The sequence below is a fragment of the Crossiella cryophila genome (assembly GCF_014204915.1).
In the GTDB taxonomy this organism is placed as follows: Bacteria; Actinomycetota; Actinomycetes; order Mycobacteriales; family Pseudonocardiaceae; genus Crossiella; species Crossiella cryophila.
Genome location: NZ_JACHMH010000001.1, coordinates 9,888,507 through 9,900,940, shown reverse-complemented (window position 1 = coordinate 9,900,940; position 12,434 = coordinate 9,888,507). Strand labels below are relative to the sequence as shown.

The 12,434-nt window shown below is 70.6% G+C and carries 11 protein-coding genes; 5 read left to right on the top strand and 6 right to left on the bottom strand.

The annotated features are described in order from the left end of the window. Positions 1-208 precede the first annotated feature (208 nt). The 6 genes from HNR67_RS42615 to HNR67_RS42590 all read right to left on the bottom strand — a co-directional run bounded on the left by HNR67_RS42615 (position 209) and on the right by HNR67_RS42590 (position 6,380). The gene (locus tag HNR67_RS42615; protein WP_185009615.1) at positions 209-1,126 is read right to left on the bottom strand and encodes a hypothetical protein; all 918 of its coding nucleotides are present in this window, start codon (positions 1,124-1,126) and stop codon (positions 209-211) included. 125 nt (positions 1,127-1,251) lie between these two features. Then, a complete protein-coding gene (gene bcp / locus HNR67_RS42610) occupies positions 1,252-1,725 on the bottom strand; it encodes a thioredoxin-dependent thiol peroxidase (RefSeq protein WP_185009613.1) in 474 nt (157 codons plus the stop codon). A gap of 35 nt (positions 1,726-1,760) precedes the next feature. Then, entirely contained in the window at positions 1,761-2,189 is a 429-nt protein-coding gene (locus tag HNR67_RS42605; protein ID WP_185009611.1) for a hypothetical protein, read from the bottom strand. Between the two features lie 569 nt (positions 2,190-2,758). Then, positions 2,759-4,672, bottom strand: coding sequence for an acyl-CoA dehydrogenase family protein (locus HNR67_RS42600; RefSeq protein WP_185009609.1), 1,914 nt, complete (start codon positions 4,670-4,672; stop codon positions 2,759-2,761). A gap of 87 nt (positions 4,673-4,759) precedes the next feature. Further along, entirely contained in the window at positions 4,760-5,503 is a 744-nt protein-coding gene (locus HNR67_RS42595) for a DUF305 domain-containing protein (protein WP_312989396.1), read from the bottom strand. Then, positions 5,496-6,380 (bottom strand): DUF3105 domain-containing protein, encoded by an 885-nt coding sequence (locus HNR67_RS42590; RefSeq protein WP_185009607.1) that lies wholly within the window; start codon positions 6,378-6,380, stop codon positions 5,496-5,498. The genes HNR67_RS42595 and HNR67_RS42590 overlap by 8 nt, the downstream gene beginning before the upstream one ends. Positions 6,381-6,569: 189 nt before the next feature. Between HNR67_RS42590 and argS the strand changes: the two genes are divergently transcribed. The 5 genes from argS to HNR67_RS42565 are packed head-to-tail and all read left to right on the top strand — an operon-like array spanning position 6,570 to position 12,377. Then, positions 6,570-8,240, top strand: a complete 1,671-nt coding sequence (gene argS / locus HNR67_RS42585; RefSeq protein ID WP_185009605.1) for an arginine--tRNA ligase — start codon at positions 6,570-6,572, stop codon at positions 8,238-8,240. A gap of 54 nt (positions 8,241-8,294) precedes the next feature. Then, positions 8,295-9,713, top strand: coding sequence for a diaminopimelate decarboxylase (gene lysA / locus HNR67_RS42580; RefSeq protein ID WP_185009603.1), 1,419 nt, complete (start codon positions 8,295-8,297; stop codon positions 9,711-9,713). Next, positions 9,710-11,023, top strand: coding sequence for a homoserine dehydrogenase (locus HNR67_RS42575; protein ID WP_185009601.1), 1,314 nt, complete (start codon positions 9,710-9,712; stop codon positions 11,021-11,023). The genes lysA and HNR67_RS42575 overlap by 4 nt, the downstream gene beginning before the upstream one ends. Next, a complete protein-coding gene (thrC, locus tag HNR67_RS42570) occupies positions 11,020-12,105 on the top strand; it encodes a threonine synthase (protein ID WP_185009598.1) in 1,086 nt (361 codons plus the stop codon). Before HNR67_RS42575 ends, thrC begins: the two co-directional genes overlap by 4 nt. Beyond that, positions 12,102-12,377 (top strand): hypothetical protein, encoded by a 276-nt coding sequence (locus tag HNR67_RS42565; protein WP_185009596.1) that lies wholly within the window; start codon positions 12,102-12,104, stop codon positions 12,375-12,377. The genes thrC and HNR67_RS42565 overlap by 4 nt, the downstream gene beginning before the upstream one ends. Positions 12,378-12,434 lie beyond the last annotated feature (57 nt).

The window sequence follows — 12,434 nt, the reverse complement described above, 5'->3', positions numbered from 1 at the left end:
AGGTAGGGGTGAGGTGAAGGCGAATCCCCTGGTCAGGGGCGTGCCTGATCAACCACCGCGAGCTGGGAAATGAACCCTGACAACCCTCTGGTCGAAGCCGCCGAAGATGCCGACGCCGGGCGGCGTCAATGCGCCACGCACGGTATATCACCCTGTCAGTTGGTCCTGTGAATACCTCAAGGCTAGCAGAACCGGAAAAGTGGTCGATTCAGAACAGGCCACCCAGCTCAGCCGCGCCCGCGGTCAGCGACTTGGCCGCGCGCGAGTACCCGGTGCCCGGCGCGTGCGTGCTCAGCAGCACCACCACCCTGGACCGCTCGGCCAGCAGCCCGCTGGTGTGCAGGTCGACCCCGGCCCGGCCCTGCGCCCAGCCCTGCTTGATCGCCCACTGCACCTCGGGCAGTCCGTAGGGGATGCCGAAGTGCTGGTCGAACCCGTCCGCGGCCAGCTTCGGCGCCGCGGCCAGCGCGCCGACGATCACCTCCCGCTGGGTTTTGGGCAGCTCGGTGAGCACGTGCCGGTACACCTTGCCCATGTCCCGCGCGGTGACCTTGGTGTCGCCCCAGTGCATCGGGTCCAGCGGCGGCGCGGTCCTGCTCAGCCCGATCTTCCTGGCCTGCCGCTGCACCATGGCGTTGCCGCCGGTCTCCACCCAGAGCTGGTTGGCGATCCCGTCGTGGCTGGCCGCGAGCATGGTGCGCAGTTCGGAGTTGCTGGACACCCCGGACTGCATGGCGTCGATCGCGATCAGCAGCTTCACCAGCGAGGCCGACCGGAACTGCCGGTCCGCGTCGGCGGCGGCCAGCTCCCGCCAGTTGCCGGTGTCCAGCACCAGCACACCGACCCCGGAGGCACTGCCGCCCGCCCGCACCGCCCTGGCCACCGCGCTGCCCAGGTCGGCGGGGGGTCGCTTGTCGCCCTTGGGTTTGTCCGGGTCCGGGGCGACCACGGAGGTCGGCGCGGGCTCGTCGGCGGCACTGGGCGGCAGCCCGGCGCTGGTCACCTCGACCTGGGTGGTCGGCGACGGCGGACCGGCCTGACCGGGTCCGCTGAGCAGGTGGATGGAGAGCAGGCCGGCCGCGCACACCACGAACACGCTGGCCATCGCCACCACGGAGTTCCTCACGAGTGGTCTACGCCGTTGCCCCACAACGAAGTTGGCTCAGTGCTCAGGCAACTTTCGAGCTGGGTTCGGCGTAGGCCAGGCCGTGTGGATCAGGTTGCACCGCGGGGAAGATCTTCAGTTTTGGCTCAGACGCGCAGATCCTTGCGGAGCTTGGCCACGTGTCCGGTGGCGCGCACGTTGTACTGGGCGGTGGCGATCTTGCCGTCCGGGTCGACCACGAAGGTCGAGCGGATCACGCCCGTGACGGTCTTGCCGTACATCATCTTCTCGCCGAAGGCGCCCCAGGCGGCCAGCACCGAGCGGTCCGGATCGGACAGCAGCGGGAAGGTCAGCTCCTGCTCGTCCCTGACCTTGGCCAGCTTCGCGGGCTTGTCAGGGGAGATGCCGAGCACGGTGTAGCCGGCCTCGTTCAGTTCGGCCAGGTTGTCCCGGAAATCGCAGGACTGCTTGCTGCAGCCGGGGGTGCCGGCGGCCGGGTAGAAGTAGACGATCACGTGCTGTCCACGGAAGTCCGACAGTGACACGGGCTTCTCATCGGCGTCGGGCAGGGTGAACTCGGGGGCGGGGTCGCCGGGGGCGAGGCGGGGGGACTCGGTCATGCCGCCGACGCTAGAGGATCGCCCCGACAGCCCGATCAGGCGGCCGGAGCCGAGATCAACAACCCGACACCCAGTGTCACCACCCCCGCGGCCAGCGCCACCGCCCCCACCCAGACCAGCGATATCAACCGGTTGGGCCGAGTACGCCCCGCACCCATGGAGGAGAAGAAGAACCCCGCCGAAATCAAGATCGCCCCCACCGGCGTGCCCAACCGGGCCACCCACCCCAGCACCCCGGACAACCCAGTCGCCTCAGCGAACAACAACCCCAGCAACCCCAGGCTGACCAGCACCCCCGCATGCGCGTGCCCAGCCCTGGCGAACCCCCGCTGGAACTCCGTCATGGGCACTCGCCCGGTAACCACCCTGGTCAGAAACCACCCCCCGAACTCAATGGTGACGATGCTCAACAACATCACCCCACCGACGTACTGACCAGCCGCCGACAACTGCAACCCCTGCATCCCGCCACCCGTTCCATGACAGTGTTACATGACACCGTTATAAAACGACGCCACGTCCCCCCTGTCAACCCACCCCCGCGTGTTGGCCGTTCTCGTACGCCGTGTTGGCCGTTCTGGTACGCCGTGTTGGCCGTTCTGGTACGCCGTGTTGGCTGTTCTGGGACGGTGGGTTGGCTGGGGTGGGATGCCTGTGGGGGAGGGGCGGGAGCTGGAGTGGGCTGGCCTGCCGCTTGGTGCCCATCCGCCGGTGCGGCGCAGCGTGGTGCGGCGTGGTGCGGCGCGGCTTAGGACGGATCGGGGCGAGGCGGGTCGGAGCGTGGTTGGCCCGGCCCGGCCCGGCCCGGAGCTGGGCGGTGCGGTGCGGGGCGGCGGCGGAGGGCGAGGGTGACCCAGCCTGAGGCGCGGGAGTTGCCCACCCAGGTCCCGGATCGGCCAACGTGGCGTACGAGAACGGCCAACACACCGCCCAGTTCGGCCAACACACCGTCCCACAACGGCCAACACGCCGGGCGGCTTCTGGCTCGCCGTGCCCGGCCCCGGCTGGATAGCCGGGGCCGGGCAGTGCGGGGTCAGGTTTGGCCGGGGTGGCGGTGGACGTTTTTGGACTCGGACGGGCCTGGGGTCGCGTCGGCGATCCAGGCGCCGGGTAGGGAGGGGTCGAGGATGCCCTCCTCCAGCCAGGTGTGGTCGCCGGCGAGGATCTGGCGGGCCAGGCGGGAGTCGGAGTCGTCGGTGTTGGTCCACAGGCGGGTGAACAGCTCGTCGACCCGCACCCTGGCCTGGCGGCTGAAGGCGTCGGCCAGGTCGCGGGCGGCGGGGGTGTCCAGCCACTGGGCGCGCACACAGGTGGCGCTGATGGCGAACAGTTCCGCGCCGATGTCCACGATCCGGCCGAGGAAGACCTGCTTGCGCTCCATCTTCCCCTGCCAGCGGGACATCGCGTAGAAGGTCTGCCTGGCCAACTTCCGGCTGGCCCGTTCCACGAACCGCAGGTGCGTGGCCAGCGGGCCGAACTCGGTGAAGCCGCCGGGCAGCTGGCCCTTGCCCACGGTCAGCGTGGGCAGCCACTTCGCGTAGAACGCCCCGGCCCTGGCCGCGGCCTTGACCTTGCGGCCGGTGTCGGCGTCCGGGTCGATGATGTCGCCTGCCACCGACAGGTGCGCGTCCACCGCCTCGCGGGCGATCAGCAGGTGCATGATCTCGGTGGAGCCCTCGAAGATCCGGTTGATCCGCAGGTCGCGCAGGATCTGTTCGGCAGGCACGCCGCGTTCGCCGCGGGCGGCCAGCGACTCGGCCGTCTCGTAGCCGCGGCCGCCGCGGATCTGCACCAGCTCGTCCGCGACCAGCCAGGCCAGCTCCGACCCGTACAGCTTGGCCAGCGCGGCCTCGATCCGGATGTCGTTGCGTTCCTCATCGGCCATCTCGCTGGACAGGTCCAGCACCGCCTCCAGCGCGAACGCGGTGGCCGCGATGAAGGCGATCTTGCTCGACACCGCCTCGTGCTCGCCGACCGGACGGCCCCACTGCACCCGCTCCGCCGCCCACTCCCGAGCGATCTTCAGGCACCACTTGGCCGCGCCGGCGCACATCGCGGGCAGCGAGAGCCTGCCGGTGTTCAGCGTGGTCAGGGCGATCTTGAGACCCTGCCCCTCCTCGCCGATCCGATCCTCGGCAGGCACCTTGACCTGGTGGAACCGGGTGACCCCGTTCTCCAGCCCGCGCAACCCCATGAACGCGTTGCGCCGCTCAACGGTGACGCCCTCGGCGTTGCCCTCCACCACGAACGCGGTGATCCCGCCGCGCCGTCCCTCGGACTTGGGCACCCGGGCCATCACCACCAGCAGATCGGCGACAACACCGTTGGTGGTCCACAACTTCACGCCGTCGAGCAGGTAGCCGCCGTCCTCGGTCGGGGTGGCCGTGGTGGCCAGCCGGGCCGGGTCGCTGCCCACATCCGGTTCGGTGAGCAGGAAGGCGGTGATGTCGGTGCTCGCGCAGCGCGGCAGGTACTTGCGCTTCTGCTCCGGCGTGCCGAACTGCTTGAGCGGCTGCGGCACCCCGATCGACTGGTGCGCGGACAACAGCGCGCCGATGGCCGGGCTGACCGAGCCGACCAGCATCAGCGCCTTGTTGTAGTAGACCTGGGACAGCCCGAGCCCGCCGTACTCCGGGTCGATCTTCATGCCCAGCGCGCCGATCCGGCGCAGCCCGTCGAAGACCTCGTCCGGGATCTTCGCCTCGCGCTCGATCCGGGCGCCGTCGATCTCGCTGGCGCAGAAGGCCCGCAGCCGGGTGAGGAACTCCTCACCGCGGCGGCGGGTCAGCTCATCGCCCTGCGGATGCGGGTGGATCAGTTCCAGGCGTAGCCGCCCGAGGAACAGCTCCTTGCCGAAGCTGGGTTTGCGCCACTGCGTCTCGCGCGCCTGCTCCGCTACCTGACGGGCCTCGCGCTCGGTCGTGCGGGCTGGATCCACTGCGGTCATCGCTGACCCCCTGCCGTCGGATTACCCGACGGTACTACCGGCGGGTAATGCGCGCAGGTCGCCGCTCGGGTGGTCCTTGCCGAGCGGTCAGTTCGGCGGCAGTGGCTCCGCGTTGCGCTCGACCAGGCGCAGGTCCAGCACGTCCAGCTCGGAGTGCTGGGCCTTGAGGATGTTCTCCGCCAGGTTGCGCACCACCGCGAGCTTGGCGTTCTTGCGGCCGTAGTTGGCCATCTCCGCGCCGCCGATGTGGTGCCGCCGCATGAGCTGGAGGAAGTACACCTCGAACTCCACGCCGTTGAGCCTGCGCAGCTTGGACAGGTCCTCCTGGGTGGCCATGCCCGGCATGGTGTAGATCCCGGGCGACTGACCGGGCTGCACCGGCTTGTGCCCGTGCCCGGCAGGCGCGTCCTTCATCCACTCCATGTACTTGCCGCTGGGCGACTGCTCGGGGTGCCCCCACAGCGCCAGCCAGCCCTTCATCCGGCCGACCTGTTCGAGCTGGGTGCTCTCGATGTCGAAGGCCAGTTCCCTGATCAGCTTGTCCGAGCTGCGATCGCGCACCATCGCGGCCATCTCCACGGCCTGCAGGTGGTGCACTGCCATGTCCTGGGCGAAGCCGGTGTCCGGCGAGTCCAGCGCGGGCACCGAGCTGTCCGTGGTCTGGCTCGGCAGGTTGATCAACAGGCCACCGGCCGCGCCGAGCATCAGGATCGCCAGCACGGCCGCGGTGGCCACCAGGATCCGCATCGCGGGGGACGGAGCCCGGGGGGCGACCTCTTCGGTCTCCCCCGGGTCCGCCTCGTCCACGATCCGGGGCTCTGACTCAGCCACCGGGCGGCGGGTTCTGCTGCCCGCTGGGCTGCCCACCCGGCTGGCCCTGCTGACCACCGGGCTGGCCGCCAGGCTGTCCACCCGGCTGACCGCCAGGCTGCCCACCCGGCTGGCCGCCGGTCTTCTCGTCAGGAGCCTTGGTGCCACCGTCCATCGGCACCGCGTCCGGGCCCGGCTTCTCCGCGACGAACGGCGGCGCGTTGTCCGGGTCGAAGGCGTTGGTCGCGCAGGTCGCGCCGACCTCCGGGTAGGTGAACTGGTTACGCCGCAACGCCGAGATGAACTGGTCCACCCTCGGGTCGTCCACGCTGTCCAGCTTGAGCTGACGGCCCCAGGCCTGCAGCGAGATCGGCTTGTCCAGGCCCGGGTACGGGGACAGCATGGTGAACTGCTGGCCCTGCGCGCGCACCTTCAGCTTGTCCAGGTCGGCGCCCTTGATCTGGTCAGGGTGGTAGGCGATCCAGACCGCGCCGTGCTCCATCGAGTGGACCATGTTCTCGTTGCGCACCGGGTTCGGGTACACCACGCCGGTGCAGGTCGCCCACACCTCGTCGTGCGGTCCGCCGATGGGCGGGTAGTGGTCGTAGGCCACCCGCTGCGCGCCCGAGACGTGCTTGCCCGCCTCGTAGTTCTGCTTGACGACGCCCTGGATCTTCTCCGAGGGGTCCTTGTTCGTCTCCGACGGCGTGTACTCAGCCAGCGCCGCCCGCTTGTCCGCCTGCTCGGAGTTCTGCACGTAGGCGTAGCCGAACACACCACCCGCGAAGACCAGCACCGCGAGCACAGCCGCGATCGTGCCCCAAGGCTTGGGCTTGCTCATCGCGATCGGCACCCGGTTGCCCGCTCGCGCGTTCTTGCTGCTCTTACCGCTGACCATGTCTGCCCGGCCCCTGTCTGCATGCCGTACGGGTTACCGCGCGTCAGTGTAAGGATCGGCTGTCAGGTGCGAGTCAGCTCTTTGGGGGAAGCTTCAGGTGCTCGCTCGATCACAGAGCATTACTGCCGGAAACTCAACCGCTTCGATACAAGGTCGAACGGGTATCCGGGCGCGAATAGACTACCTCGCGTGACTCCTGCTGCCTTGGCTGACCTGGTTCGTTCCGTCGCCCTCGACGTGCTCACCACGCGCGGGCTGGACACCGCGGTGCTGCCCGCGGCGGTCACGGTCGAGCGACCCCGAAACCCCGAGCACGGCGACTACGCCACCAACCTGGCCCTGCAGATCGGCAAGAAGCTGGGTGTGGCCCCGCGTGAGCTGGCCGAGGACCTGGCCAAGGCGCTGGCCGCCCAGGAGGGCATCTCGGCCGCGGAGATCGCCGGCCCCGGTTTCGTGAACCTGCGCCTGGCCGCCGACGCGCAGGGGCAGCTGGTCAAGGAGGTCCTGGTCGCGGGCGAGGGCTACGGCCACGGCACCGCGCTGACCGGGCAGAAGATCAACCTGGAGTTCGTCTCGGCCAACCCGACCGGCCCGATGCACCTGGGTCACGCCCGCTGGGCCGCGGTCGGCGACGCGCTGGCCAGGGTGCTGCTGGCCGCCGGTGGCCAGGTCACCCGCGAGTTCTACATCAATGACGCCGGCGCCCAGATCGGCAGGCTGACCGCCTCGCTGGTGGCCGCGGCCAAGGGTGAGCCGACCCCGGAGAACGGCTACGCGGGCGAGTACATCACCGACGTCGCCGCGGAGATCCTCAAGCGCGAGCCCGAGGTGCTCGCGCTGCCCGAGGCCGAGCGGGAGGCCCGCTTCCGCGACCTGGGCGTCGAGCTGATGCTGGCCTCGATCCGGCAGACCCTGCACGAGTTCCACACCGAGTTCGACGTCTACTTCAGCGAGAAGTCGCTGCACGCCTCCGGCGAGGTGCAGACCACGCTGGACGCGCTCAAGGAGTCCGGCCACCTGTACAAGGAGGCCGGCGCCTGGTGGCTGCGCTCCACCGACTACGGCGACGACAAGGACCGCGTCGTCATGAAGGGCAACGGCGAGGCCGCCTACATCGCCGCGGACATCGCCTACCTGCGGAACAAGCGCTCCCGCGGCTTCGACCTGTGCATCTACCTGCTCGGCGCGGACCACCACGGCTACATCGGCCGGTTGCGCGCGGCCGCGGCCGCCTTCGGCGACGACCCGAACTGCGTCGAGGTGCTCATCGGCCAGATCGTCAACCTGCTCAAGGACGGCGTGCCGGTCCGGATGGCCAAGCGCGCGGGCAACGTGATCACCCTGGACGACCTGGTCGAGGCCATCGGCGTGGACTCGGCCCGGTACGCGCTGATCCGCTCCTCGGTGGACTCCACCCTGGACATCGACCTGGACCTGTGGACCAAGAGCACCAGCGAGAACCCGGTGTTCTACGTCCAGTACGCGCACGCCCGGCTGTCCTCGCTGCTGCGCAACGCCGCCGAGCTGGGCATCACGGTGCCCGCCGCGGCCGAGATCAGCTCCGAGCTGCTCGGGCTGCTCGAGCACGAGAAGGAAGGCAAGCTGATCCGCACCATCGGCGACTTCCCGAAGGTGCTCGCCTCAGCCGCTGAGCTGCGCGAACCGCACCGGGTGGCGCGCTACCTCGAGGAGCTGGCCGGGGCCTACCACAAGTTCTACGACAACTGCCGGGTGCTGCCGCAGGGCGATGAGGAGGCCGGTCCGCTCAACTCCGCCCGGCTGCTGCTGTGCGCGGCCACCCGCCAGGTGCTGGCCAACGGACTCGGTCTGCTCGGGGTGAGCGCACCCGAGCGGATGTGACCAGCGTCTATGCCGACGGACGGCCGCGCGGGCAGTGTGTGAGGATTAGCGACCGTGAGGGCACACCCCGCCGGTCCTCGGCACGCTGACGTCATTGTTCCCGCGACGGCCGGTCCCCGGCCGTCCACCGTGGCTGAACTCGGTGAGCTGCACGAGTCCGTGTGGCCCCGGGGCGCCGAACGCGGTCCCGACGGGGTCGTGCGGCTGGCCGGGGTCGACGTGCGCGAGCTGGCCGAGACCTATGGCACGCCGCTGTTCGTGATGGACGAGGCGGACTTCCGCGCGCGCTGCGCCGAGCACGCCGAGGCATTCGGCGACCCGACCCTGGTGCACTACGCGTCCAAGGCGTTCCTGTCCGTGGAGATCGCCCGCTGGGTGGCCCAGGAGGGGCTGAGCCTGGACATCTGCAGCGGCGGCGAACTGGCCGTGGCGCAGCGCGCGGACTTCCCCGGCGAGCGGATCACCTTCCACGGCAACAACAAGTCCGTTGCCGAGCTGCAGGCCGCGGTGGACGGCCGGGTCGGCACCGTGGTGGTCGACTCCTTCCACGAGATCGCCCGGCTGGACCAGATCGCCCGCGAGGCGGGCATCATCCAGTCGGTGCTGGTCCGGGTCACCGTGGGCGTCGAGGCGCACACGCACGAGTTCATCGCCACCGCGCACGAGGACCAGAAGTTCGGCTTCTCGCTGGCCGCGGGCGACGCCGCCGAGGCGGCCCGCCGGGTGCTGGCCGCCGAGGGCCTGCGCCTGGTCGGCCTGCACAGCCACATCGGCTCGCAGATCTTCGAGGCGGACGGCTTCGAGATCGCCGCGCACCGGGTGATCGGGCTGCTCGCCGAACTGCACAAGGAGCACGGCGCGGACGCGCTGGCCGCACTGTCCATTGTGGACCTCGGTGGTGGCCTGGGCATCGCCTACACACCGGAGGACAACCCGCCGCCGCCGTCGAAGCTGGCCGACCAGCTGCGCGCGATCGTGGCCAGGGAGTGCGAGCTGTCCGGGCTGCCGACGCCCAAGGTCGCGGTGGAGCCCGGCCGGGCCATCGTCGGGCCGGGCACGGTGACCCTCTACGAGGTCGGCACCATCAAGGACGTCGCGGTCACCGGGGGTTCCCGGCGCCGTTACGTCAGCGTGGACGGCGGGATGAGCGACAACATCCGCACCGCGCTCTACGACGCGGTCTACGACTGCCGCCTGGTCTCGCGGGAGACCGAGTCCGCCGCGCTGCTGTCCCGGTTGGTGGGAAAGCACTGCGAGTCCGGCGACGTGGTGGTGCGAGACTGCTGGCTGCCCGAGGACATCGCCCCGGGTGACCTGGTCGCGGTGGCCGCGACCGGGGCCTACTGCTACGTGATGGCCAGCAGCTACAACCGGCTGCCCCGGCCCGCGGTGGTCGCCGTGCGCGACGGCGAGCACCGGCTGGTGCTGCGCCGGGAGACCGAGGACGACCTGCTGCGCCTGGAGGTGCTGTGACCAACAGCGGAGAGCCGATCAAAGTCGCGCTGCTGGGCTGCGGCACCGTCGGCACGGAGGTCGTGCGGCTGCTGCGTGAGCAGGCCGACGACCTCACCGCGCGCATCGGCGCCCCGGTGGAGCTGGTGGGCATCGCGGTCCGCCGCCCGCACAAGCACACCGACGTGCCTGCGGAGCTGCTGACCACCGACGCCGCCGCCCTGGTGGCAGGCGAGGCCGATGTCATCGTCGAGGTCATCGGCGGCATCGACCCGGCCCGCGGCCTGCTCACCAGCGCGCTGCGCGAGGGCAAGGCGGTGGTCACCGCGAACAAGGCGCTGCTGGCCGAGCACGGCGGCGAGCTGTTCGCCGCCGCGGACGCCTCCGGCGCCGACCTCTACTTCGAGGCCGCGGTGGCCGGGGCCATCCCGCTGCTGCGCCCGCTGCGCGAATCCCTGGCCGGTGACCGGATCACCAGGGTGATGGGCATCGTCAACGGCACCACCAACTACATCCTCTCCGCGATGGACGCCACCGGCTCCGGCTACGGCGAAACGCTGGAGGAGGCCTCCCGGCTGGGCTACGCCGAGGCCGATCCGACCGCGGACGTGGACGGCTTCGACGCCGCGGCCAAGGCCGCGATCCTGGCCTCGCTGTCCTTCCACACCAGGGTCACCGCCTCGGATGTCTACCGCGAGGGCATCGCCTCGGTCACCGCCTCCGACATCGCCGCGGCCAGCCTGCTCGGCCGCACGGTCAAGCTGCTGGCCATCTGCGAGCGGGTGCTCGGCGAGGACGGCACCGAGTCGGTCTCGGTGCGGGTGCACCCGGCGATGATCCCGCGCACGCACCAGCTGGCCAGCGTCAACGGCGCGTTCAACGCGGTGTACGTGGAGGCCGAGGCAGCCGGTCAGCTCATGTTCTACGGGCCAGGCGCCGGTGGCGCGCCCACCGCGAGCGCGGTGCTCGGCGACCTGGTCGCGGTGGCCCGCAACAAGGTCCTCGGCGGGCGTGGACCGAGGGAGTCCGCCTACGCCGACCTGCCGGTGCGGCCGATGGGCGAGACGCTCACGGCCTACCACATCAGCCTGGACGTGGACGACCAGCCGGGTGTGCTCACCCAGGTGGCCGCGATGTTCGCCGAGCACGGCGTCAGCATCGCCGCGGTCCGCCAGGAGGGCCGCGAGGGCGAGAGCAAGGCCGCCAGCCTGGTCGTGGTCACGCACATGGCGCCGGACGAGGCGCTGCGCTCCACTGTGGACAAGATCGCCGGGCTGCCGATCGTGCGCGAGGTGGCGGCCGTGATGCGGGTGGAAGGTGAGCAACTGTGACCGCGCTCGTCACCGACGCCTCGGTGCGCCCCGGCTGGCCGGGGATCATCAACGCCTACCGGGACCGGATCGCCGTGCCGGAGGGCGCGGAGATCATCACCCTGCACGAGGGCGGCACCCCGCTGCTGCCCGCGGCGCACCTGTCCGAGCTGACCGGCTGCCAGGTCTACCTCAAGATCGAGGGCGTCAACCCGACCGGCTCGTTCAAGGACCGCGGCATGACCGTGGCCATGACCTACGCCAAGGCCGAGGGCAGCAAGGCGGTCATCTGCGCCTCCACCGGCAATACCTCGGCCTCGGCCGCGGCCTATGCCGCCAGGGCCGGGCTGACCAGCGCAGTGCTGGTGCCCAAGGGCAAGATCGCGCTGGGCAAGCTGGCCCAGGCGGTGGCCTACGGCGCGCGCATCCTGCAGGTCGACGGCAACTTCGACGACTGCCTCGAACTGGCCCGCAAGACCGCCTCCGCGCACCCGGTCTACCTGGTGAACTCGGTCAACCAGGTGCGCATCGAGGGCCAGAAGTCGGCCGCCTTCGAGGTGTGCGACGTGCTCGGCCGCGCCCCTGACGTGCACTGCCTGCCGGTGGGCAACGCGGGCAACATCACCGGGTACTGGAAGGGCTACCGGGAGTACGCCGCCGACGGCGTGGTGCCGGCGACCCCGCGCATGTTCGGCTTCCAGGCCGAGGGCGCGGCGCCGCTGGTGCTGGGTCACCCGGTGCCCAACCCGGAGACCATCGCCACCGCCATCCGGATCGGCAGCCCGGCCTCCTGGACCGGCGCGGTCACCGCGCGGGATGAGTCCGATGGCCTCTTCCACGCGCTGTCCGACGAGCAGATCCTGGCCGCCTACCGGCTGCTGGCCGCCCGCGAGGGCGTGTTCGTGGAACCCGCCTCGGCCTCCAGCGTGGCCGGCCTGCTGACCACGGCGGAGGACGGACGGCTGCCGAAGGGTTCGGTGGTGGTGTGCACGGTCACCGGCCACGGACTCAAGGACCCGGACACCGCGTTGCTGGGGATGACCGAGGTGGAAGCCCTCCCGGTGGACCCGGCCGCGGTGGCCACGGCGCTCGAACTCGGGTGAGCCGCGGGCTGCTGCGGTCCGGCTACTGGATCCTCAACGCGATCGCGCTGGGGTTGCTGGTGGCCTCGGCCGCGCCTGCCCCGGCGCGGGCCTACCTGTGGGCACTGGGCGCGCTGACCGCCGCGGTGCTCGCGGTGCTGCTGGTCCGCGCCAGCCTGCGCACCGGCTGGTTCGGCTGGGCGTGGTTCCCGTTACCCGCCTTGCTCGCCCTGCTGGCCGGCCTGTGGATGATCTACCTCTTCCACGGCCACCCGGCCTCCTTCGGCCGCTGACCCCGGCCTGGTGATCGGCCTAGACTGGGGCAGCAGCCGGATCAGCCGAGGCAAGGG

What these genes read in the sequence shown, in the direction of transcription:
- bcp (WP_185009613.1), bottom strand. Translation starts at nt 1,725, where the DNA reads ATGACCGAGTCCCCCCGCCTCGCCCCCGGCGACCCCGCCCCCGAGTTC.
- HNR67_RS42605 (WP_185009611.1), bottom strand. Translation starts at nt 2,189, where the DNA reads ATGCAGGGGTTGCAGTTGTCGGCGGCTGGTCAGTACGTCGGTGGGGTG.
- HNR67_RS42600 (WP_185009609.1), bottom strand. Translation starts at nt 4,672, where the DNA reads ATGACCGCAGTGGATCCAGCCCGCACGACCGAGCGCGAGGCCCGTCAG.
- HNR67_RS42590 (WP_185009607.1), bottom strand. Translation starts at nt 6,380, where the DNA reads ATGGTCAGCGGTAAGAGCAGCAAGAACGCGCGAGCGGGCAACCGGGTG.